Origin of the sequence: Pseudidiomarina sediminum DSM 21906 (assembly GCF_000423165.1) — a bacterium.
Lineage (GTDB): Bacteria > Pseudomonadota > Gammaproteobacteria > Enterobacterales > Alteromonadaceae > Pseudidiomarina > Pseudidiomarina sediminum.
Genome location: NZ_KE383983.1, coordinates 162,144 through 185,226, shown reverse-complemented (window position 1 = coordinate 185,226; position 23,083 = coordinate 162,144). Strand labels below are relative to the sequence as shown.

Annotated in this window: 17 protein-coding genes; 9 read left to right on the top strand and 8 right to left on the bottom strand. The window is 51.4% G+C overall.

The features are described 5' to 3' along the window. The first annotated feature begins 4 nt into the window (after positions 1–4). From thrB to leuD, 6 genes are all read left to right on the top strand, one after another. On the top strand, positions 5–967 hold the full coding sequence (gene thrB, locus G535_RS0106125) for a homoserine kinase (RefSeq protein ID WP_026861255.1): 963 nt from the start codon (positions 5–7) through the stop codon (positions 965–967). Then, the gene (thrC, locus tag G535_RS0106120; protein WP_026861254.1) at positions 954–2,237 is read left to right on the top strand and encodes a threonine synthase; all 1,284 of its coding nucleotides are present in this window, start codon (positions 954–956) and stop codon (positions 2,235–2,237) included. The genes thrB and thrC overlap by 14 nt, the downstream gene beginning before the upstream one ends. A gap of 274 nt (positions 2,238–2,511) precedes the next feature. Next, positions 2,512–4,098 (top strand): 2-isopropylmalate synthase, encoded by a 1,587-nt coding sequence (leuA, locus tag G535_RS0106115; protein WP_026861253.1) that lies wholly within the window; start codon positions 2,512–2,514, stop codon positions 4,096–4,098. Next, positions 4,095–5,177: a 3-isopropylmalate dehydrogenase gene (gene leuB / locus G535_RS0106110; RefSeq protein WP_026861252.1), complete on the top strand. Its 1,083-nt coding sequence runs from the start codon at positions 4,095–4,097 to the stop codon at positions 5,175–5,177. The genes leuA and leuB overlap by 4 nt, the downstream gene beginning before the upstream one ends. Beyond that, entirely contained in the window at positions 5,168–6,583 is a 1,416-nt protein-coding gene (gene leuC, locus G535_RS0106105; RefSeq protein ID WP_026861251.1) for a 3-isopropylmalate dehydratase large subunit, read from the top strand. The genes leuB and leuC overlap by 10 nt, the downstream gene beginning before the upstream one ends. Continuing rightward, the gene (gene leuD, locus G535_RS0106100; protein ID WP_026861250.1) at positions 6,580–7,200 is read left to right on the top strand and encodes a 3-isopropylmalate dehydratase small subunit; all 621 of its coding nucleotides are present in this window, start codon (positions 6,580–6,582) and stop codon (positions 7,198–7,200) included. Before leuC ends, leuD begins: the two co-directional genes overlap by 4 nt. Here the strand turns inward: leuD and ilvA are convergent. From ilvA to ilvC, 6 genes are all read right to left on the bottom strand, one after another. Continuing rightward, positions 7,197–8,756: a threonine ammonia-lyase, biosynthetic gene (gene ilvA / locus G535_RS0106095; protein ID WP_026861249.1), complete on the bottom strand. Its 1,560-nt coding sequence runs from the start codon at positions 8,754–8,756 to the stop codon at positions 7,197–7,199. The two genes, leuD and ilvA, sit on opposite strands and share 4 nt — an antisense overlap. Continuing rightward, positions 8,753–10,609 (bottom strand): dihydroxy-acid dehydratase, encoded by a 1,857-nt coding sequence (ilvD, locus tag G535_RS0106090; RefSeq protein ID WP_026861248.1) that lies wholly within the window; start codon positions 10,607–10,609, stop codon positions 8,753–8,755. Before ilvD ends, ilvA begins: the two co-directional genes overlap by 4 nt. Positions 10,610–10,638: 29 nt before the next feature. After that, positions 10,639–11,565, bottom strand: a complete 927-nt coding sequence (locus G535_RS0106085; protein WP_026861247.1) for a branched-chain amino acid transaminase — start codon at positions 11,563–11,565, stop codon at positions 10,639–10,641. After that, positions 11,562–11,834 (bottom strand): acetolactate synthase 2 small subunit, encoded by a 273-nt coding sequence (ilvM, locus tag G535_RS0106080; RefSeq protein ID WP_026861246.1) that lies wholly within the window; start codon positions 11,832–11,834, stop codon positions 11,562–11,564. Before ilvM ends, G535_RS0106085 begins: the two co-directional genes overlap by 4 nt. Beyond that, positions 11,834–13,498, bottom strand: coding sequence for an acetolactate synthase 2 catalytic subunit (gene ilvG / locus G535_RS0106075; RefSeq protein ID WP_026861245.1), 1,665 nt, complete (start codon positions 13,496–13,498; stop codon positions 11,834–11,836). Before ilvG ends, ilvM begins: the two co-directional genes overlap by 1 nt. 246 nt (positions 13,499–13,744) lie before the next feature. Beyond that, entirely contained in the window at positions 13,745–15,232 is a 1,488-nt protein-coding gene (ilvC, locus tag G535_RS0106070; RefSeq protein ID WP_034727807.1) for a ketol-acid reductoisomerase, read from the bottom strand. Positions 15,233–15,332: 100 nt separating this feature from the next. Between ilvC and ilvY the strand changes: the two genes are divergently transcribed. Next, complete coding sequence (gene ilvY / locus G535_RS0106065; RefSeq protein ID WP_084616809.1) at positions 15,333–16,220, top strand: HTH-type transcriptional activator IlvY; 888 nt, start codon at positions 15,333–15,335, stop codon at positions 16,218–16,220. Here ilvY and G535_RS0106060 read toward each other — a convergent pair. Beyond that, positions 16,213–17,811 carry an ABC-F family ATPase gene (locus G535_RS0106060; protein WP_026861242.1) on the bottom strand — a complete coding sequence of 533 codons (1,599 nt, stop codon included), beginning with the start codon at positions 17,809–17,811 and terminating at the stop codon, positions 16,213–16,215. The two genes, ilvY and G535_RS0106060, sit on opposite strands and share 8 nt — an antisense overlap. A gap of 168 nt (positions 17,812–17,979) precedes the next feature. Here G535_RS0106060 and ppk1 point away from each other — a divergent pair, with 168 nt between their 5' ends. Together ppk1 and ppx are read left to right on the top strand one after the other, a co-directional pair. Continuing rightward, positions 17,980–20,052, top strand: coding sequence for a polyphosphate kinase 1 (gene ppk1 / locus G535_RS0106055; RefSeq protein ID WP_026861241.1), 2,073 nt, complete (start codon positions 17,980–17,982; stop codon positions 20,050–20,052). After that, positions 20,045–21,544, top strand: a complete 1,500-nt coding sequence (gene ppx, locus G535_RS0106050; protein WP_026861240.1) for an exopolyphosphatase — start codon at positions 20,045–20,047, stop codon at positions 21,542–21,544. Before ppk1 ends, ppx begins: the two co-directional genes overlap by 8 nt. Here ppx and G535_RS0106045 read toward each other — a convergent pair. Next, positions 21,524–22,939, bottom strand: a complete 1,416-nt coding sequence (locus tag G535_RS0106045) for an amidohydrolase family protein (RefSeq protein ID WP_026861239.1) — start codon at positions 22,937–22,939, stop codon at positions 21,524–21,526. The two genes, ppx and G535_RS0106045, sit on opposite strands and share 21 nt — an antisense overlap. Positions 22,940–23,083 lie beyond the last annotated feature (144 nt).

Sequence of the window (23,083 nt, the reverse complement as noted above, 5' to 3'; positions counted from 1 at the left end):
CTTCATGAAACGTCATTATTACGCGCCAGCGTCGGTCGGCAACGTCTCGGTCGGTTTTGATATTCTGGGGCTTGCGCTGGCTCCTGAGGACGGCAGTCATCTCGGCGATGTCTTGACCCTAACCACTGCGACCACCACGTCACTGACCTTAACAGGACGCTACCGTCATCAGTTGCCTGATGCCCTAGATGACAACTTGGTCTTGCAATGCTGGCACGCCTTTCGCGAACGCGTGCCTACGGCGCTTCCCGAACTGTCTTTTGAGTTGAGTAAAAATCTTCCGGTTGGTAGTGGCTTGGGCTCAAGTGCCTGCTCGATTGTGGTGACCTGCTACGCATTGAATGATTTTTTCGGCCACCCTTTGGCCCCCGAACGGTTAATGAAATTGATGGGACAACTGGAAGGCGCGATGAGCGGTGCACCCCATTATGACAACGTTGCTCCCTCATACTTTGGCGGACTGCAATTACTGTTAGCCAACCAACAGGCAACTCAGGTGCGCTTGCCTTGGTTGGACCATTGGCGGGTCGTGGTGAGTTACCCGGGTACCGTAATTCGGACCGCGGATGCGCGACGGGTATTACCCAAGCAGGTGCCGATGACCACCGCCAGTGAAGCAGCAGCGCATTTAGCAGGCTTTATCAGTGCCCTCTATCAAGGTGACGAAGCACTGGCGCTGAATAGCCTCACCGATGTGCTTGCCGAACCTTATCGACAAAGCCTCATCCCGGATTTACTGCCGCTGCGTGCTCAAGCCCAGCAACAGGGTATCCAACACCTTGGTATTTCAGGGGCTGGCCCTACCCTCTTTGCCATTTGTCGCAATGCCGAAGAAGCGCAAACCATGCAGCACCTCTTCGCAACGCAGTATCACCACACTGAAGACGCTATGACCCATATTTGTCGCATCGATACCCAAGGTGCGCGTTGCCTCGACTCACAGGACAATCAACATGAAACTCGTTAATCTCGTCGATCCAGACCAGCAGGTCTCGTTCTTGCAAGCCGTACGTATCGGCCTTGGTCGCAAGCAAGGTCTATTCTTCCCCGAGCAATGGCCACAACTGCCCGTTGCTGACTTGCTCAAAATGCCGTTTGTAGAACGCAGTGGTCATATTCTCGCAGCATTATTTGACGGTGAACTATCGCTCACCGAAACCACCGCCATGGTTGACCACGCCTTTACTTTTGAAGCTCCTGTGGTTGCGGTAAATGAGCGCATCAGTTGCCTTGAACTTTTCCATGGCCCAACGCTTGCCTTCAAAGACTTTGGCGCACGTTTTATGGCGCAATCGTTACAAAAAGCCAACGCTGCCGCACAACAAACGCATAGCACGATAGTGACCGCAACTTCAGGCGATACTGGAGCTGCGGTTGCTGACGCTTTCTTCCAACAACCCGGCGTCCGTGTCGTCGTGCTGTATCCGGAAGGCAAGGTCAGTCCGTTGCAAGCACAATTATTTACCACCCTCGGCGAAAACGTTGAAGCCATCGCTATTAAGGGTGACTTTGATCAATGCCAAGCACTCGTCAAGCAAGTGCTTAGCGATCAGCCTCTATGTGACCAGTTGCACGTGAACTCAGCGAATTCGATCAATATTAGCCGCTTACTAGCCCAAGTTTGCTACTTTTTCGAGGCTTGGGCGCAGTTGCCTGAGGCACAGCGTGAGCAGACCTCTATCGTCGTGCCAAGCGGCAACTTTGGTAATGTTTGTGCCGCGCTCATTGCCGTAAAAATGGGGCTTCCGGTGCGGCGTGTTATCGCCGCGACCAACAGTAACGATACCGTGCCTCGCTACTTAACAAGTGGTCAATGGCAGCCTAATCCGACCCAAGCGACGTTATCAAACGCGATGGATATCAGCGCGCCGAACAATTGGCCTCGCGTTGCTAATTTGCTAGAAAATGACGCTAAATTACGTGAAAAGTTCACATCTATCGCTGTAGATGAGACGCAAACTTGCGACGCTGTACGCGCCATGTACCGACAAGGCTATCTCAGCGAACCGCATGCTGCAGTGGCTTGGTCGGCCTTCGAGCGGTTGGCGGCAGCCGACGAATGTGGCTTGATTGTCGGCACCGCGCACCCGGCTAAGTTTGCCGACCGTGTTGAAGCAATTATTGAGGCGCCCGTCGCCCTGCCCGCCCGTTTGCAGGAGGTGCTCGAACAACCCAGTAAAATCACGCAAATGGCCGCAGATTATGCACAACTTAAGAATTTCTTGTTGCGGAACTAAATTGGCCATGATATAGCTATTTTAAGCTAAAAATTGCATAAGCATTCAGTACCCAAAATTAATAAACGTTAGAGAAAACTGAGTTCATGATTTCAAACAATTTCGTTGCTCTTATTATTAACCTCCTCCTCGTGCTACGTATTCGTCGCGCGGGAGCTGTTATGCACTAAAGAAAAACGAAATTTCTTAAACAACAAAGCCCCGCCAAAATGGTCGGGGCTTTTTTTTACGCATCCGACTTGAGGCAAGGCATCACCAACACATAGGTTGACGTATGATTGCTGTACCCGATAACAAGATTTGGATGTTCGACACCACACTACGAGATGGTGAGCAGGCCCTGCGCGCGAGCCTTACCAAGAAGCAAAAACTTCAGCTCGCTCAGGCCATTAGCTACCTTGGTGTGGACATCATGGAGTTGGGTTTTCCAGCATCATCACCCGGTGATTTCGATGCCGTGGCAGAAATTGCCCGCACCGTAAAAGGGCCAATTATGTGTGCTTTGGCGCGGGCGGTTCCTGCTGACGTGCGCGCCTGTGGCGAAGCCTTAAGCGGCGCAGAAAAGTCACGCATTCATACTTTTATTGCCAGTTCGCCTCTGCACTTGCAGTACAAGCTACGCAAAACCCTAGAACAAGCCACCGAGCAAGCCGTTAACTGTATTGAGTTAGCACGTCAGTATACCGATGATGTCGAGTTTTCGTGTGAAGATGCCGGGCGCACCCCTATCGAAGACTTGTGCTACATGGTCGAGCATGCCATTGCCGCCGGTGCTACCACCATCAATATTCCCGACACCGTGGGCTATACCGTTCCGGACGAATTCGCAGGGATCATCAGCGCGTTAAAACAACGCGTGCCAAACATCGAGCAAGCGCGTCTTAGCGTGCACTGTCACAACGACTTAGGGCTGGCCGTTGCCAATAGCATGGCGGCGGTCGCTGCTGGGGCGCGGCAAGTGGAGGCGACGGTGAACGGCATCGGTGAACGTGCTGGGAACTGTTCGTTAGAAGAAATCGCCATGATCATCAAAACCCGCGAAGAACACTTGGGCTGGCACACCGCGATACAGCACAAAGAAATCTTCCGTACCTCACGTTTGGTCAGTCAAGTGTGCAACATGCCGGTGCAACAGAACAAAGCTATTGTTGGTGCCAACGCTTTTGCGCACTCTTCTGGCATTCACCAAGACGGCGTGCTGAAAGCGCAAAACACCTACGAAATCATGACGCCAGAGTCGATCGGCGTACGCGCGAATGAGCTGAATTTGACCTCGCGCAGTGGTAAGCATGTGATCAAACATCGTTTGGCCGAAATGGGCTATCGCGAGGGCGACTACCACTTGCAAGAGGTCTATACCGACTTCTTGGCGCTGGCCGACCAAAAAGGTCAAGTGTTCGACTATGACTTAGAGGCGTTGGTCTTCGCCCAATCTCTACAGGAACGCGATGACCCCTACCAACTCATTGCCTTAAGCACCACCACCGACGCCCACGGCTTGGCAAGCGCCACCGTTGCCTTGCAGTGTGACGGCGCGACCTATGAGCGTACCGCGACGGGCTATGGCCCCGTTGAAGCCGCTTTTGCTGCCATCGCTTCAATGACCAATACACCTATCAACATGGTCAGCTATAACCTTGGGGCAAAAGGCAGTGGCGCCAATGCCTTAGGCCAAGTCGACATTACCGCGGCCTACGACAAGCAACAGTTTCATGGCGTTGGCTTAGCAACAGATATCGTGCGCGCCTCTGTTATGGCCTACATCCATGTGCTGAACATGATTGCACGGGCGCAGCACGTGCATAGCTTGAAACAGCATTTACATGCCGACAACCGCGCAACCAGCGAGGTAAATGTATGAAAACCTATAACATTGCAGTACTTGCCGGTGATGGCATCGGCCCCGAGGTGATGGCTGAAGCAATCAAAGTGCTCGATGCCTGTGCCGAACGTTTTGAGTTTGCCTTTAATTACCGTCACGCCTTTGTCGGTGGTGCCGCTATTGATACGGTCGGCGAGGCATTACCCCCCTCGACACTGGCCTGCTGTGAGCAAAGTGATGCCATTTTGTTTGGCTCGGTGGGTGGCCCAGCGTGGACCCACTTACCACCAGACCAACAACCAGAGCGCGCTGCGTTATTGAAGTTACGCCAACACTTTGATTTGTTCTGTAACTTACGACCCGCCAAGTTTTATCAGGGTTTTAATCATTTAAGCCCGCTGCGAAGTGATATTTGTGCCAAAGGCATGGATATTCTTTGTCTACGTGAGTTGACCAGCGGCATCTACTTTGGTGCTAAAGAGCGCACGGCAACGGCGGCATCTGATACCCAAACCTATCAGCGTGACGAGATCCGTCGTATTGCCATCAAAGCGTTCCAGGCTGCACAAGCACGTCGACAGAAAGTGACCTCTATCGACAAAGCAAATGTGATGGCCTCAGGTATTTTATGGCGTGAAGTCGTCAACGAGATCGCACAAGACTTTCCAGACATCAGCGTCGAGCACATGTACGTCGACAATGCTGCGATGCAGCTGATCCGCGACCCGAGCCAGTTTGACGTAATGCTATGTGACAACTTGTTTGGTGACATCTTATCCGACGAATTGGCCGCCATTTCTGGCTCCATGGGACTGTTACCTTCTGCCAGCATTAACAGCCAAGGGTTTGGTTTATATGAACCGGCTGGCGGCAGCGCACCAGATATTGCTGGACTGAGTATTGCCAACCCGATGGCGCAAATTTTGAGTGCCGCCTTGATGCTACGCCACAGCTTTGCTGAAGAAGCTGCTGCCAGCGCCATTGAAAACGCTGTCGCTGCGTGTCTGCAAACGCATTGCGTGACTCGCGATCTTGACCCCAACCAAACCGTTAGCACCGCACAAGTCGGTGACACTATTGCACAAATGATCACAGAGGAAGTAGCCGCATGGGCATGACATTGTACGAAAAAATCTACCAACAACATAAAGTGGCGACCTTAAACGAACACACGGACTTGCTCTATATCGACTTCCACTTTATTCATGAAGTAACCTCGCCTCAAGCCTTTGCTGGACTGCATGAAGCCGGACGACGCGTGCGTAATCCCGTCGCCACCTTGGCGACCATGGACCATAATATTTCCACGCAAAACCGCCGCATTGATGGGGCTGGTGAAATCTCACAGCAACAGTTAGAAGCCTTGCAACGTAATTGTCGTGAGTTTCAAATTCCATTGCTGGATATCACCCATCGTGATCAGGGGATCGTGCATGTCATTGGTCCCGAGCAAGGCATTACGCAACCCGGCATGACCATTGTCTGTGGCGACTCGCATACCTCAACCCACGGCGCTTTTGGTGCTTTGGCATTTGGCATCGGCACCAGCGAAGTCGAGCATGTGTTAGCAACGCAAACCTTACCGCAACAACGCGCCAAGAGCATGTGCGTACAGATTGACGGGCACTTACCGGCAAGTGTGTCCGCGAAAGATGTGATCCTTGCGGTGATTGGCAGAATTGGTACCGCCGGCGGTACCGGTTACGTGGTGGAATACTGCGGTGAGGCCATTCGCTCAATGGATATGGAAGAACGCATGACCATCTGTAATATGACCATTGAAATGGGCGCGAAAGCTGGCTTGATCGCCCCTGACGAAGTGACTTTTAGCTATTTGCAAGGACGTCCCAAAGCACCGACAGGCGAGCAGTGGCAGCAAGCTGTGCGGCAATGGCGTCAATTGAAAACCGATGCCGATGCAAAGTTCGATAAAACGGTGGTCATCGCAGCACGCGATATTCGCCCTCAAATCACTTGGGGCACTTCACCTGAGCAAGTGATGGCGTTGGCCGATCGGGTGCCTGACCCAGCGCAATTTAAAGAGGTAGAGCAACAACAAAATGCCGTCAAAGCGCTTGAGTATATGGGTCTGATCCCAAACACCCCGCTGCAGGATTACCCGGTCGACGTGGTCTTTATCGGTTCATGTACCAATAGTCGGATCGTCGACTTGCGCCAAGCCGCTGCGGTAGTTAAAGGCAGTCGCGTTGCCGAGCACGTACGCGCCTTGGTGGTGCCAGGTTCAGCGCAAGTCAAGCGCCAAGCCGAGCAAGAAGGCTTGGCAGATATTTTCAAAGCCGCAGGCTTTGAATGGCGTGAGCCAGGTTGCTCCATGTGCTTAGCCATGAACGACGATATTGTGTTACCTGGTAAGCGCTGCGTTTCGACCAGCAACCGCAACTTTGAAGGCCGTCAAGGACGCGCCGCCCGCACTCATTTGGCCAGCCCAGCTATCGCCGCCAGCGCTGCGATCCACGGCTATTTATCAAGTCATCCGATCATGACAGGAGAAGGATTAGTATGAGTCAGTTCTTTCATCAAGGCAGCGCTTGTGCGTTGCCTGTTAACCACGTCGATACCGACCAAATCATCCCGAAACAATTTTTAACGGGAACCACCCGCGATGGCTTTGGCGACGCGCTGTTTTTTGATTGGCGATACACTGAAGATGGCACGCCTAATCCCGATTTCGTGTTGAATAAACCCGAAAACAAAGGCGTCAGCGTGTTAGTAAGTGGTCACAATTTTGGATGTGGTTCGAGTCGTGAACATGCGCCATGGGCACTCGCCCAATTTGGTTTTAAAGTTGTGATTGCAGGCAGTTTTGCCGATATTTTTTATCGCAATTGCATTAACAATAAGCTGCTGCCAGCGCAGGTTGACGAGGCAGCGTTACAGCAACTTCAACACTATTGTGCAACGGCCGGAAATCAGCTCGCGATTGACTTAGCCCAGCAACAGATTGTGTTGGCAGACGGCCGTCGTATCGCCTTTAACATTTCCAGCACGGATCGCGAACAACTCATGAATGACTGTGATTTCATCGGCATCGCTGAGCAACATTTAGATGCCATCGACCGCTATGAAACTGAGCGTGCCGGACAAGCACCGTGGATGCTACCGAAAGGCTACTGCGTTTAACACGCAGTAGCTTTTTGACCGCTAAGAAAATAACGATAACTGGGCTGGTCGCTAACGTCCTTAAACGGATAGGCCAGCGCCTGAAACATCCCTTGCAAAACCGCCGGCGAGGCGTCCGAGAAGCCTACCAGAACATCACCATAAGCCGCGCCATGGTTGCGGTAGTGGAACAATGAGATATTGGCGTTATCAGCCAGAGCATTAAGAAAATCAAGCAATGCATTTGGGTGTTCAGGGAAGGTCACTTGGCACAGCCGCTCTTGTAAAGGTTCTGTCGGCTGTCCACCGACCATATGACGAATATGCTGCTTCGCGATTTCATCTTGCGACAAATCAACATACGCATAACCCGCTTCAGTTAGGGTACGCTTCACTTCCTCAAGCTCAGCCAAACCACCACTGAGTTTAAGCCCGACAAAAATTTGCGCTTGCGCCGCGTCGGCGTAGCGGTAATTAAACTCGGTGATCACCCTACCACCTAAAACTTGGCAAAAGCGACGGAAACTGCCGAGTTCTTCGGCGATCGTGACGGCAAATAGTGCTTCCCGTAATTCACCAATCTCACTGCGTTCGGTAATATAGCGCAAGCGATCAAAGTTTAAATTCGCGCCACTTAGAATCGCTGCGTAGCGCTCGTGTGCCGGTGTTTTGGCTCGACGGGCGTAGACTTTTAAACCTGCTAACGCAAGTGCGCCAGCAGGCTCAGCAATGGCACGGGCGTCATCAAAAATATCTTTCACGGCAGCGCAAATTTCATCGGAGCTTACCGTGATCACCTCATCACAAAGCGCCTCCGCCAAAGCAAAAGGTAACTTACCGACCTGCTTTACTGCCGTGCCGTCCGCGAACAAACCGACGTGGGGCAGTTGAATAGGATAACGCGCCGCCAAAGCAGCTGTCATTGAGGCGGCATCAGCCGGTTCCACCCCAATCACTTTGGTCTCAGGCGCAATGCTTTTGATATACGCCGCCATGCCCGCCAACAGGCCGCCACCGCCGACAGGAATAAACACCGCATCAAGGTGTTGTTCCTGCGCCAAGAGCTCCTGGGCAACGGTGCCTTGTCCCGCGATCACCGCTTCATCATCAAACGGAGGCACATACGCCAACTGTCGCTCACGCGCAAGTTGATGGGCAAAATCACTGGCGCTATCAAAGTTGACACCATGAAGCACCACTTCGGCCCCCAAGTTACGCACCGCCGATACTTTGATTTCAGCCGTTGTCACCGGCATGACGACGATCGCGTGCATGCCAAGTTTTGCGGCTGAATAAGCAACGCCTTGGGCGTGGTTTCCAGCTGAGGCGCACACAACACCGTCAACGCCTTGTTGCTGCAACTGCTGCACTTTATTAAAAGCACCACGTAGCTTAAACGAGTAAATCGGTTGGAAGTCTTCGCGCTTCAGCAAAACTTGGTGTTGGAGGCGTTGACTGAGCTTTGCCATTGGCTGTACCGGCGTTTTCACCGCCACTTGATACACCGGCGCCAACAAAATTTGCCGTAGGTAATGCGCTTTCATGGCCTCAACGGAGGCGAATCCGGAAGCGCTCATCGTCCACCTCGCTCTTCCGGCAACAGCCGCACTGCACCTTTATCTGCGCTACTAGCAAAAAATGCATAGGCACGCAGTGCTTTACTCACCGCACGTTGGCGCGGCCGTGGCTGCCACGCTTCACTACCTTTCGCCAGCATTGCCTGTTGACGCTCCGCCAACGTCGCCGCATCCACCTCTAAACAGATGCTACGGGTGGCAATATCAATAGCAATGAGATCACCATCTTCCACCAAAGCAATGGTGCCCCCGGCGGCCGCTTCTGGCGAAACATGCCCGACTGACAAACCGGAGGTACCACCGGAAAAACGGCCATCGGTGATCAAGGCACAACCACCATCTAGCCCCATCGACTTCAAATAACTGGTGGGGTAAAGCATTTCTTGCATGCCCGGTCCGCCAGCTGGCCCCTCATAACGAATGACCACAGCTTCGCCAGCCTGAACGACTCCAGCTAGAATGGCATCTACCGCAGCATCCTGACTATCAAACACACGGGCGGGCCCCTTAAACTGATGCATGTCGTCATTGACCGCTGCGGTTTTCAACACGCAACCATCACTGGCTAAGTTACCACTGAGTACCGCTAAACCGCCTTCTTGCGAGTAAGCATGGTCGCCGCTACGTACGCAGCCTTGGGCACGATCCTGATCTAAGCTTGGGTAATAGCAGTCTTGCGAAAACGCTTGGGTCGTGCGAATACCGGCAGGCCCAGCGCGGTAAAACTTCTGCACCTCTGGAGCAGCCGTCCGCATCACGTCCCATTGAGCCAGCCAGTCGTGCAAACCATCGAAGGCGATGTGTTGCACGTTGGCATTCAATAACCCCATCCGCTCAAGCTCGCCCAAAATGGCAGCGACACCACCCGCGCGGTGCACATCTTCCATATGATATTGCGGCGTGGCGGGAGCGACTTTACAGAGATTCGGCACGCGTCGTGACAACGCATCAATATCAGCCATGGTAAAATCAACATCGCCTTCGTAGGCTCCGGCTAACAAATGCAAAATCGTATTGGTCGAGCCGCCCATCGCAATATCGAGCATCATGGCATTTTCAAAAGCGTCACGATTCGCAATGGTGCGCGGTAATGCGGTTTCATCGTCGCGCTGATAGTAGGCTTCGCACAACTGCATGATGGTTTTGCCGGCCTCACTGAACAGATTGCGACGCAATTGATGGGTCGCCAACAACGAACCATTCCCCGGCAACGCCAAACCTAAAGCTTCGAGTAAGCAATTCATGGAGTTGGCGGTGAACATGCCCGAGCAAGAACCACAGGTTGGACATGCACTTTGTTCAATGCTTTCGCTATCGGCGTCAGATACTTTGGGATTACCGCCTGCCACCATGGCATCCACCAAGTCCAGCTTAATGATCTGATCCGACAGTTTGGTTTTCCCTGCTTCCATAGGTCCGCCGGAAACAAACACCACCGGAATGTTCAAACGCATCGCTGCCATAAACATGCCAGGCGTGATCTTGTCACAGTTCGAAATACACACCATGGCATCGGCGCAATGGGCATTGACCACATACTCCACCGAATCAGCAATCAAATCGCGTGACGGTAGGCTGTACAGCATACCGTCGTGTCCCATGGCAATACCGTCATCAACAGCGATACTGTTAAACTCTTTGGCGATGCCACCATGCGCCTCAATACTTTGGGCAACAATTTTGCCGACGTCGCGCAAATGCACGTGACCAGGCACAAATTCGCTAAATGAATTCACCACCGCAATCATCGGCTTGCCGAAGTCACTGTCTTTCACACCTGTGGCGCGCCACAGTGCGCGCGCTCCCGCACGATTGCGTCCTTGAGTTACCGTTGCCGAACGTAATTTGGGCATGGTCTACCGCCTTTATAAATACCAATAAGTTACTGAGAAAGAGGCTCTAACCAACCGAAGGTGTCTGCCGTTGAGCCGTCAAAAAGTCCAAAGAATGCTTGTTGCAGCGCTGCCGTAATAGGTCCGCGCTGCCCTGCTCCCACCGGCAAACGATCAACACTACGTACTGGCACAATTTCCGCGGCGGTACCGGTCATAAAGACTTCATCAGCCAGATACAAAGCTTCACGGGCAAGGTTTTCTTCGCGCACCGTGAACCCTTGCGCTTGAGCAAGCTTGATCACGGTGTCACGTGTGATCCCCGGCAAAATGCTTGACGTGAGTGGCGGCGTATACAGGGTTTGACCGCGTACCACAAAGAGGTTGGCGCCAGCCCCTTCAGAGATGAAACCATTGGTATCCAAAGCGATGCCTTCATGAAAGCCATTGCGCCGTGCTTCGCTGGTGATCAGTAACGATGACAGATAGTTACCTCCAGCTTTCGCGCCCGTAGGCATGGTGTTCGCAGCAAGTCGATTCCACGAGCTCACGCAAACATCAACGCCTTGGGCCAGACTGTCTTCACCTAAGTAGGCACCCCATTCAAACGCGGCAATCGAAACTTCACAACGGGTATCTGCGGGTGGATGAATGCCAAGGCCAACTTCGCCGATAAATACGACTGGGCGTAAATATGCACTCGTTAAGCCGTTGGCGCGTACCACATCGCTACAGCCTTGAATCAACTGTGCTGCGCTAAAGTCATGTTCAAAGCGATAAATTTTGCTTGAGGCAAAAAGACGCTCAATGTGTTCTTTTAACCGAAACCCCATTGAGCCGTTTGGCGTGTCGTACACACGAATGCCTTCAAATACCGAGGTGCCATAATGCACCGCATGGCTCATCACGTGGGTTTGCGCGGCCTGCCATGGCATTAACGCGCCATTGTGCCAAATCGTTTCAGCAACTGATTTCATAAAGATTCCCTAAGTTGTACAACAGAAGATGTGGCGTGCTCGAGCGGCATAAGGTTTAACTCCAACACATGGAAGATTTTCGCGAGTTGTTTGACCAACAACTCGATGTTGCGCTCGCTACTCACTTCGAGTAACAAACATTGCTGGGTGGCATCATCTTGGGTCAGACGCAGACCTACCACGTTAAAACCACGGTAACGCGCAACTTGCAACACGCGCTCAACAGCAATGGGGTGATGATCAACAACAAGGGCTAGCGTGTGGTGCATTAGTTTTTCTCCGTCAACATGGTATGGTTTGCAGCGCCTGGCGGCACCAATGGCCAAACGTTTTCTGCTGCATCGATCCGCACATGCAGCAAAAATGGGCCAGTTTCACTAAACAGGCGATCCATCGCCGCAGGTATCTCATCGGGGTGTTCGATATAGCAGGCAGGAATATCAAAAGCGCCCGCTAAGGCAGAAAAGTCGGGGTTATCACTCAGATCGGTCTCGCTGTAGTTGCCTTTGAAAAACAACTCTTGCCACTGCCGTACCATGCCCAAGCGCTGATTATCGATAATGATGATTTTCAGCGGCAGTTGGAAACGCTTCACTGTCCCCAACTCTTGCACGTTCATCATGAAAGAACCGTCGCCACAAATGGCAAAAACAGGGTCATGCGGACGCGCAATTTGCGCCCCAACAGCTGCAGGTAAACTAAAGCCCATGGTGCCCAAGCCACCGCTACTTAAATGGTTGGTTGGCTGGCTAAAGCACATGTGCTGCGCAACCCACATTTGGTGTTGCCCGACATCAGGACAAACGATAGCGTTGTCCTGCATACGCGCACTCAAGTCACGTAATAATTTAGGGGTATAGATCCCTTTTCCGGGGGCTTGATAATTCCATGGATACGCAGCATTCATGGCTTGGCAACGCTGACGCCACGTGTCGCATTGTGTGGTTGTGGCCAATGCCGGTAACACCTCACGCACATTGCCATGGATGGCGCAAACCGCTTCGCGGCGTTTATTCAGTTCCGCCGCGTCAATGTCGATATGAATCACTTTTGCAGATGGCGCAAACTCCGCCAATTTCCCAGTCACGCGGTCATCAAAACGCGCGCCGATATTCACCAGCACATCACATTGCTGCACTGCAAGGTTGGCGCACTGACGTCCGTGCATGCCTAACATACCTAAGTCATGCGGATAGTCACGGGCAACACTACCTAAAGCTTTCAACGTCGAAACCGAGGGCAGTTGAGTAACATTCAAGAACGCACGTAATTCAGCCACCGCATCACCCATCACCACGCCACCACCAATGTAGGCGACAGGTCGTTCCGCGCTGGCTAACAACTCACGAGCTTCAGCAATAGCAGCGGCATTGTCATAAGTCTGCTCTTGAGCCGCCCAGCGGCGCTGAGGCCTACGCTGGGCCAGTTCGGGGTCGCACGGACCTAACTGAATGTTTTTAGGGATATCAACCAAGACCGGGCCCGGTCGCCCTTCTGCGGCGATACTAAACGCTTCTTCAAGGGCGCCAGCAAGTTCATCGATATGCGCGACCAAAATACTGTGTTTGGTCACTGGCACACTCAACCCCAGTACATCAATTTCCTGAAAGGCATCGGTGCCCATCGCCGCTTGATCAACTTGTCCGGTGATCGCAACCACCGGTACGGAGTCCAATTTGGCATCGGCCAATGCGGTCAACAAATTGGTCGCTCCTGGGCCTGAGGTGGCCATACATACCCCGGTTTTCCCACTCGCGCGGGCATAGCCGATGGCAGCAAAGGCGGCACCCTGCTCATGGCGGCAGAGAAAATGTTGGACCGACGATTGATACAGCGCATCGTAAATCGGCATAATCGCACCGCCCGGATAACCGAACACGTGCTGTACGCCTTGTTTCTCTAAAAAGTCGGTGATTAACTCCGCTCCAATCATTTTCCTGTTCCTTTTTTACAGGGCCTTAAACGAAAAAACCCCCGCTCTTTCGGAGCGGGGGTTTTGGATGTTGCCTTTATGCTGCTTGCTTTATTTTTTCCAATACCAACCCGCGCGATGATTAATAATCACCACGACGAGAATGACGAGAATGTTAGCAATAGCAGTTAAACGCATGAAATTGGGTCTCAATGTGCAAAAATTTAGTTGTAACGCTTTTTAGTTCTATCAAAGTGAAAGCTGATGTCAATCTTTTTTTCCAATTGGCTTCATTTCTTTCATGTAGGCACGTAATTCACGGCCAATCACCTCTACTGGATGCGCTTCAATCGCCGCATTCACTTGGGTGATGGTTTGATAATCTGCGCTAGCTGTGTTCGCCGCCAAACCTTTTCCAATCACTTGCAGATCTGCACCTGCAAAGATGCCATCGGCTAAAATTTGGTGGGCCGCGTTAGCGAACAAATAGTTACCATATTCCGCCGTGTCAGAAATCACCACATTCATTTCATACAAGCGTTTGCGCGCGATGGTATTCGCAATCAATGGCAATTCATGCAGCGATTCATAGTAGGCAGATTCTGCGCGAATGCCCGCGCTCACCATGGTCTCAAAAGCAAGCTCTACCCCAGCTTTCACCAAGGCCACCATCAAGATGCCGCGCTCAAAATACGCCGTAGATGTCCACTTGCTGTCAAGCGTTGGTGCTTGTTCGAACGCAGTTTGTCGCGTTGCTTCACGCCAACTTAAGAGATCTTGGTCATTATTGTGCCAATCACTCATCATTTTCGCCGAAAATGCACCACTTAGGATGTCATCTTGGTGCTTCTCGAACAGTGGCTTTAACAAGGTTTTGGTCTGCTCAGCTAAAGCATTGGCCTGCACACGCGCGGTGTTATCAAGGCATCCCATCATCAGCGTAATGCCACCGAATTTCAGTGCCTCAGTAATTTCTTCCCAACCATACTGCACCAGATGCGCCGCTTCCGCTGCGTCCATACCGTTGGCAACCATATGGTCAAAACTCAACAAGGAACCCACTTGCAGCATGCCACACAGAATGGTTTGCTCACCCATAAGGTCAGACTTCACCTCAGCGACAAACGAGCTTTCAAGGACGCCAGCACGGTGACCACCCGTTGCCACAGTCCAGGCTTTCGCCCACGCCAGGCCTTGACCTTGTGGATCATTCTCAGGGTGCACAGCCAACAAGGTTGGTACGCCAAAGCCACGCAGGTATTCCTCACGCACTTCAGTGCCTGGGCACTTCGGTGCAACCATGATCACAGTAATATCACTACGGATCTGCTGACCGGTTTCGACAATATTAAAACCATGCGAATAACCAAGCGTCGCGCCTTGCTTCATTAACGGCATTACCGCTTCAACAACCGGCGTATGCTGTTTATCAGGCGTCAGGTTGATCACCAAGTCTGCACTTGGAATCAACGCTTCGTAAGTGCCCACGTTAAAGCCTGCCGCCGTTGCCTGACGCCATGATGCGCGTTGTTCTTGGATCGCCTCAGGACGTAGTGCATAGCTGACATCCAAACCAGAATCACGCATATTAAGGCCTTGGTTATAGCCTTGCGCGCCGCAACCGACGATGACAATCTTTTTACCGACGAGCGCCTGACATCCGTCAGCAAACTCATCAGCCTGCATAAAACGACAATGGTGAAGTTGTTTCAGCTGTTCGCGAAACGGTAACTGGTTAAAATAATTCTGTGCCATACAATTTATCTCCAACGAAGTGGATTAACCGTACGACAGCAAACGTGTTGCGTATAGTGAATTAATTGCAATATAGTGTTGCATGTAACGCAACATTAAAATGAGCACACTGACGATGGACATTCGCACCTTAGAACTCTTTGTTTCACTCGCCGAAACCTTGCATTTTTCGCGTACCAGCGAAGCCATGCATGTGAGTCCATCAGCCCTTTCACGCCATATTCAACGTCTCGAAAGCAGCTTGGGTACGCGTTTATTTGCGCGGGACAACCGCTCTGTGCAACTCACTCAACAAGGCTTACAAGCCTACCAACGCTGCCAAGCTATTCTTGCGCAGTGGCAACAGTTGCAGCAACAATTCGCTGCCGAGCAAGCGCTCACCGGTCAACTCCGCTTGTATTGCTCGGTTACCGCGGCACATACCTTGATGCGCCAATTTATCGAACGTTTTCGCCCGAACTACCCTAAGGTGGCACTCACCGTCGAAACCGGTGATGCCGCACTTGCCATTGAGCGTGTGGTGACGCAACAGACTGATATTGCCATCGCCGCGCTCCCCGATAGGCTGCCTGACGGGGTCAGTTTTACCGAGTTGATGACCTCGCCCTTGTTGTTTATCCGCCCTAGTTTTGACTGCGACGTACGTGAGCAAAGCATGGCCACCCACGTCGATTGGTCGACACTGCCCATCATTGTGGCGCAAATGGGACTCTCGCGTGAGCGCTTGTTCGATTGGTTTGCGCAGCACCACGAACAGCCCAATGTTTATGCTCAAGTGGCAGGCCATGAAGCTATTGTGGCCATGGTGGGTTTAGGCTTAGGGGTAGGGTTAATTCCGCAGGTGGTACTGGAGCAAAGCTCGTTACGTGAGCAAATTGAGGTATTCGCGACACCGGCGGATATCCCGCCGTATCGCGTGAGTATGTGTTGTTTGCAGCGGCGCTTACAAGATCCTGTACTCGCCGCATTCTGGCAGTTGACTAATTAGCGGCTTGCAACTGTTGTTGTAAATAGTCATCGTAGGTACCGGCGAAATCACGCATACCAGCGTCGGTTAATTCGATGATCCGCGTCGCTAACGACGAAACGAACTCTCGGTCATGACTAACAAACAACAAAGTACCATCGTAGTGTTCAAGCGCTAAGTTTAAGGCTTCAATGGATTCCATATCCAAGTGGTTGGTCGGTTCATCCATAATCAAAATGTTCGGCCGTTGCATGATCAACTTACCAAAAATCATCCGCCCTTTCTCACCACCAGACAAGATAGTAACCGGCTTTTTGATGTCATCTTGGGAGAACAACATCCGTCCTAGTACACCGCGTACCGCTTGCTCATCATGATGCGGCTGCATCCACTGGCTCATCCACTCAAACACGGTGATTTTGTCTTTAAACAGGTCTGCATGGTCTTGCGCATAGTAGCCAATATTGACGTTTTCAGACCACTTGATGATCCCACTTTCAGGGGTAAGATCGCCCACCAAACACTTCAGTAAGGTGGTTTTACCGATACCGTTGGCACCTAGAATCGCGACCTTTTCACCGACTTCGATCATGGCGCTTAGGTTTTTCAGGACATGTAAGTCGTCAAAGGACTTATTTACGCCTTCCATCTCAAGGGCCAAGCGATAAAGCTTTTTCTCTTGTTCAAAGCGGATGAACGGACTGACACGACTTGAAGCTTTCACTTCCGCCAGTTGAATTTTCTCGATCTGTTTGGCGCGCGATGTCGCTTGCTTTGCTTTCGACGCGTTCGCCGAGAATCGACTCACGAACTGCTGTAGTTCGGCGATTTTCTCTTTCTTTTTAGCATTTTCGTGCAACAGCTGTTCACGCGCTTGCGTGGCGGCAAACATGTATTGATCGTAGTTGCCCGGATAAACACGCAATTCACCATAATCAATGTCAGCCATGTGGGTACAGACACTGTTCAAGAAGTGACGGTCGTGCGAGATGATGATCATCGTCGCCTGCCGCTCGTTCAAGGTAGTCTCCAGCCAACGGATGGTGTTGATATCCAAGTTGTTGGTCGGCTCATCGAGTAACATAATGTCAGGTTCGGCGAACAATACCTGCGCCAATAACACCCGCAGTTTCAAGCCCGGCGCCAACTCGCTCATCAAGCCATAGTGTGCTTCCAGCGGAATACCTACACCTAACAGTAATTCACCGGCGCGCGATTCCGCCGAGTAACCATCCATCTCAGCAAATTCCACTTCAAGGTCAGCAACCCGCATGCCCTCTTCTTCACTCATTTCCGGCAAGCTGTAGATACGGTCGCGCTCGGCTTTGACCTGCCACAATTCTTCATGGCCCATCACCACCGTATCAATCACGCTGTATTGTTCATAGGCAAACTGGTCCTGACGGAGCTTGCCCACGCGCATGTTCGGCTCCACCGAGACATTACCCGCCGAAGGCTCTTGCTCGCCACCTAAAATACGCATAAAAGTAGACTTGCCGCAGCCGTTGGCACCGATCAAACCATAGCGATTACCTTCGCCAAATTTCACAGAAATGTTCTCAAAAAGAGGTTTCGCACCAAATTGCATGGTGATATTTGCAGCAGAAATCACAATCACATCCCGACCAAAAAATAGGCGCGTAATCTACGTCTTTTAGCGCCAAATATCAAAGGAAGTTTAGGAATCGTCGGTTTTCTAGGTCTACACTGTCATAAAACCGTCATTAAAGTACTCATTTGATGCAGTAAAGTACTGATCTGCTGCTTCGAGGGGGGAATTATGAAGCTATTTCCGCAAGAGTTAAGTTGGTTAGCCTTTAATGAACGTGTGCTACAAGAAGCGGCCGACAATAGTGTTCCGGTAGTTGAACGCATGCGCTTTTTGGGGATCTTTTCCAACAATATGGATGAGTTTTTCCGCGTGCGCGTGGCCGATGTACGGCGCCGCATTTTTCTTGCTCAAAGCACGGAGGAGCATGCTGCCTCTGAACCCCTCATGGCCGAAATTCAACAGCGTGTACTGGCACTACAAGACAAGTTCGAAGTTATCTACAAAGACGTCTTGAAAGCCTTATTACGCAAAAATATTCGCGTCATTGACGAGCAACATACCACTGAACAAGAGCGCGAATGGCTTAGCACTTTTTTCCGTGAAAAAATAAAACGTTACATGGTGCCACTGTTGCTAGGTCCTAACACCGACCTGATCAAAGCCATCAATGAAGAAGCCACCTACCTTTGCATCGAGGTATGTCATGGCGACAGCATTCGCTATGCAGCGTTAGAAGTACCCACGGATGAGTTTCCACGCTTTATCAAATTGCCTTTCAAGCATGCCAAACGCCAAAAGCGCGTAATTTTGCTCGATAACGTGATCTGTTTGCGCATGGAAGACCTGTTTCAAGGCATCGTGCCCTTCGATAGCCTCCGCGCCTTCTCGTTCAAGCTCACCCGCGACGCCGAATATCGGCTGCCCTACGATATCGAGCAAAGTGTCCTCGAACAGATGGAGGAAGGCATTCGACAGCGTTTTGAAGCCGAGCCAGTACGCCTTGTTTACGATGCCGAAATGCCGCGGAATATGTTGTTTTTCTTACACGATAAACTTGGTTTAACCAGCCATGACTCCTTGGTTCCTGGTGGACGTTATCGCAATACTCGAGATTTTGTTAGTTTTCCCAACGTTGGGCACAAATCCTTGGTGAATCCACCGATGCAACCTTTGGAACATCCGCATTTCACCAAGCATCGAAGTGTGTTTGAGGCGATTGCCGCACAAGATATTTTGCTTTATTACCCCTACCACAAGTTCGCTCACTTAACCGAAGTGGTGCGGCAAGCAGCCTACGATCCCTTAGTCCAAAGCATTCAAATTTGTATTTATCGCGTTGCCAAGCTCTCGCGTATCGTCCACTCGTTGGTGGAGGCGGTGAACAACGGCAAGAAAGTAACGGTGATGGTTGAACTCAAAGCACGCTTCGATGAAGAGGCCAACATTGAGTGGGCAAAACATATGACGCAAGAAGGCATTCGCGTCATATTCGGGATCCAAGGGCTAAAAGTCCATTCCAAGCTGCTGTTGATTCGGCGCCGTCATCCAACCGAAGCCGAGCAATCGCAATTATTTGCACACATTGGTACCGGCAACTTTAACGAAAAAACCGCACAAATCTATACCGACTTCAGCTTGTTCACGGCAGATGAAGGCATTTGTCGAGACGTCGAGCAGGTTTTCCAATATTTAGAAGCGCCGTACAAACGTTTTAACTTTGACCATATTCTCGTCTCGCCGGTGAATCTTCGCGATACCCTTGAACGTTTTATTGACCGGGAAATCGCGCACGCACAGCAAGGACAGCGCGCGGAAATCTTTCTCAAAGTAAACAACTTGGTCGACCCTCGTATTATCGAACGTTTGATCCGAGCGGCGCGCAGTGGCGTGCGCGTCCGCGCAATCGTTCGCGGCATGTGTGCGTTGCGCATTCCAACCGACGTACGCGGTAGTATTGAAATTATCAGCATTGTCGACCGGTTTTTAGAGCACCCGCGGGTGTATTGGTTTTATCAAGGCGGCAAAGAGCAACTTTATATCGCTTCAGCTGATTTGATGACGCGGAATCTCGATGGCCGGGTTGAGGTCGCCAGTCCGATCTATAATTCCCAACTCCAACAACAGATCAAAGACATTCTTGAATTGCAATGGCAGGACAACACCAAAGCACGCGTGATTGACGCAGAACAAAAGAATGACTATCGGAAACGCGGGAATCGCCGAAAAATCCGCTCTCAGATAGCGATTTATGATTACCTCAAGGCGGACACCAAGCGCTTACAGGGGGATGGCCATGACTGAGTCAGTAACTCCGGACTACTTTGCAGCACTGGATTTGGGTTCAAATAGCTTCCATTTAGTGACCACCCGCGTCCTCGACGAACAACTCCAACCTTTGCTCAAATTTAAACAGAAAGTACGTCTTGCAAGTGGTCTAACGAAACAACACAAACTGTCCGAAGAGGCCATGGAGCGAGGCTTGGAAGCGTTGCGTTTATGCGCCCAGCGGCTGGAGGGGTTTCGTCCAGAGCAAGTTTCAGTCGTTGCGACCCACACCCTACGTGAAGCCAAAAATGCCGATGTTTTTCTTGCCCGCGCGGCGGAGTTTTTGCCCTATCCTATTCATATCATTTCCGGTCACGAAGAAGCGCGCTTGATTTATCGCGGCGTCGCGCAAACCAGTTCAAATCAGGGGCGCCGCTTAGTGATTGATATTGGTGGTGGTAGTACGGAAGTGATCACCGGTGACGAATTTGAGCCCAAAATTTTAGCCTCGCATGCAATGGGCTGTGTCAGCTTCACCGAGCGCTTTTTTCGCCAAGGTAAGCTCAGTGACAACCGCTTTAAACGAGCGCTGGTCGCTGCCCGTAGCGAGTTGGAGTCGGTCGCCGCAAGCCTTCGAAAATTCAATGCGTGCCAAATCCTTGGCACTTCAGGCACGGTGAAAGCCATTGCTCAGTGGGTGCAATTACGCGATCAAAGTGCCCCAGATCAAATAACCCGTGCGGCACTGCAAACCTGCGTTGAACAACTCCTCAACCTGAAGAATTTGGCTGATTTTAATGTGCCTGGTGTGGATGCCGATCGCACACCAGTCATTGCGGCAGGCCTTGCCATTTTAGTAGCAGTGATGGACGAACTCGAACTTGAGCGTATTGCCTACCACGATGCCGCGTTACGCGATGGCGTGCTCTACGAACTTGCTGAACGGGTGATCCGCCACCGCGATGTAAGACAACGTACCATTGATGGTCTTGCCAGTCGCTACCAAGTCGATCAATCCCAAGCGCAGCGTGTTGCCGAAACCGCAGCCTACCTGTTTGAACAGGTACGGCAACCTTGGTCACTAACCGAGCCGATGTGGCTCGCGCGGTTGCAGTGGGCAGCACGCTTGCACGAAGTTGGACTGCAGATTAACTCCAGTAGTATTCAGAATCACTCAGGCTATATTCTGGCGCATGCCGACATGCCGGGTTTTAGTAAAGAAGAACAAGCTTTTCTAGCTGCTTTGGTGCGTCATTTCCGTAAAAAGATTCGACTCGAAACAATGCCAGAGCTTTATCTTTTCGAACAACGCGACCTGTGGCGTTTGATCGCATTGTTACGCTTAGCAGTGCTGTTCAATACCGATCGGCAACCGTCATTGTTACTGAAGAAAATCCAAGTGCGCCAAGACACCTTACTGCTGACCTTGACGCCCGAGGGAAATGACAACGCGATGCTCCGCAACGATCTGCAGCAGGAGGCGAAGCAACTCGGTAAGCTAGGTATTTTACTGCGTATCCACGGTTAACTCAGGTCGTCGCACCTGAGCACCGTCTTGATACACTGCGGTAATGGTTCTGCTGTTTTCGATCGCCACGCTAGGATCTTGCTGATACACCACAAAATCAGCTTGATAGCCCGTCGCAATCCGACCCAGCTGGTCACTCAGCCCCAGCACCGCGGCCCCATTTACGGTAGCGAGCTGCAATACCTCCATGGGGGTCAATCCCGCCGCGACCAACAGTTGCAACTCTTGGTGATAACTCTCACCGGGGATCACCCATGGATTACCTAAATCCGTGCCTACGCTCAAGCGCACTCCTTCGGTATGCAAACGTTTCACCAATTCGAGTACCTTTGGCCAGGTCGTCGCGGCTAATGCAAAATCCTCCTTCTCCCAGCCGATAGTAAAATGATAAAAGCTACGCCAATTCTCCAGAACCTCCGGATGAGCTAAGTCGAGCGCCGCATGTTCTGTCACCGCGGCGCTGTTGCCGAAGAAAGTGTTGTAAAAAACGATCAAAGTAGGGTCCACTGCAACGTTCTGCTTGGCAAGGGTGGCATAGAGCTTAGTCATTTCAGCGGCGTCAAAGTCCACTGCTGCGTACCACTGTGCCCAGTGAATCGTCGTCGGCTTACGCTGCTCAAGATACTCTTTGCGCTGCAATTCAGGCAGGAGTGCGGGCGAAACTGGCATAGCATGCACCAGATGCTCAACGCCTAACTCAGCGCCACGTTGCCAACTCAGGTCTTCCAAATGCGCGATCACTGGCAAGTTATGCAACTTTGCTTGTGCCACGCCAGCCGCTAACTGGGTCTCACTAAGGCCAGTATAAAGCTTTATAAAATCAACCCCCTGCGTTGCTTGCGCGTCGATTGCCGCTCGTAACGCCTGAGCATCATCAACGGCCTCAACCAAACCGGTAAAGGCATCGGTATTAAGAATACTACCTGCCACCCGCGCTCGCGGTCCGACAAGACCTCCGCTCTGTTGGGCGTCGCGATAAGCAAGCGTAGTCGTTGTATCACCGCCTGGCTCCCGTACCGCCGTGACACCGTGAGCAAGCAAACGTTGTCCATTCCAGCGCCCAATAGCGAGCGACTGATTTGCCCGTAAACTGACGCTCTCGTCAATAACTTCAAATGTCACCGCACCGAGGGTCATATGCGCATGGGTATCAATCATACCGGCAGTCACATAGTGCTGTTTTAAATCCACCACCGTTGCCAAGGCAGCGAAATGCGCTGGAATCTCACCTTGACCTACGGCAGTAAAACGTCCGTTTTCAACCACAAAAAAGGCATCTTCTAAGCGCTTATTCTGCTCGGGTACAAGCAAGGTAGCGTGCTTATAGAGGGTTGCTTGTTGGGCGACACAAGCACAGGAAAGTAGATATAAGCCACAAAATAAAATCCGAAACATAGCAAAACTCCAACATAAAAAGTTGAAGTACTAGTCGATCTAACTTGCGATTCATTACAGTTATAACTGACTAATCTTTCACTGGTTAATACATCACTCTTTCTGTAGTTTCTCCTAAGTTAAAAAAAATTGTTCAAACAAAAA

Excerpts from the sequence above, each read along its gene's own strand:
- ilvY (WP_084616809.1), top strand. The coding sequence starts at position 15,333 with ATGAGCACACTGACGATGGACATTCGCACCTTAGAACTCTTTGTTTCA.
- G535_RS0106045 (WP_026861239.1), bottom strand. The coding sequence starts at position 22,939 with ATGTTTCGGATTTTATTTTGTGGCTTATATCTACTTTCCTGTGCTTGT.
- ppx (WP_026861240.1), top strand. The coding sequence starts at position 20,045 with ATGACTGAGTCAGTAACTCCGGACTACTTTGCAGCACTGGATTTGGGT.
- ilvG (WP_026861245.1), bottom strand. The coding sequence starts at position 13,498 with ATGATTGGAGCGGAGTTAATCACCGACTTTTTAGAGAAACAAGGCGTA.
- ilvM (WP_026861246.1), bottom strand. The coding sequence starts at position 11,834 with ATGCACCACACGCTAGCCCTTGTTGTTGATCATCACCCCATTGCTGTT.
- leuA (WP_026861253.1), top strand. The coding sequence starts at position 2,512 with ATGATTGCTGTACCCGATAACAAGATTTGGATGTTCGACACCACACTA.
- thrB (WP_026861255.1), top strand. The coding sequence starts at position 5 with ATGAAACGTCATTATTACGCGCCAGCGTCGGTCGGCAACGTCTCGGTC.
- G535_RS0106085 (WP_026861247.1), bottom strand. The coding sequence starts at position 11,565 with ATGAAATCAGTTGCTGAAACGATTTGGCACAATGGCGCGTTAATGCCA.
- thrC (WP_026861254.1), top strand. The coding sequence starts at position 954 with ATGAAACTCGTTAATCTCGTCGATCCAGACCAGCAGGTCTCGTTCTTG.
- leuD (WP_026861250.1), top strand. The coding sequence starts at position 6,580 with ATGAGTCAGTTCTTTCATCAAGGCAGCGCTTGTGCGTTGCCTGTTAAC.
- leuB (WP_026861252.1), top strand. The coding sequence starts at position 4,095 with ATGAAAACCTATAACATTGCAGTACTTGCCGGTGATGGCATCGGCCCC.
- ilvC (WP_034727807.1), bottom strand. The coding sequence starts at position 15,232 with ATGGCACAGAATTATTTTAACCAGTTACCGTTTCGCGAACAGCTGAAA.
- ppk1 (WP_026861241.1), top strand. The coding sequence starts at position 17,980 with ATGAAGCTATTTCCGCAAGAGTTAAGTTGGTTAGCCTTTAATGAACGT.
- leuC (WP_026861251.1), top strand. The coding sequence starts at position 5,168 with ATGGGCATGACATTGTACGAAAAAATCTACCAACAACATAAAGTGGCG.
- ilvD (WP_026861248.1), bottom strand. The coding sequence starts at position 10,609 with ATGCCCAAATTACGTTCGGCAACGGTAACTCAAGGACGCAATCGTGCG.
- ilvA (WP_026861249.1), bottom strand. The coding sequence starts at position 8,756 with ATGAGCGCTTCCGGATTCGCCTCCGTTGAGGCCATGAAAGCGCATTAC.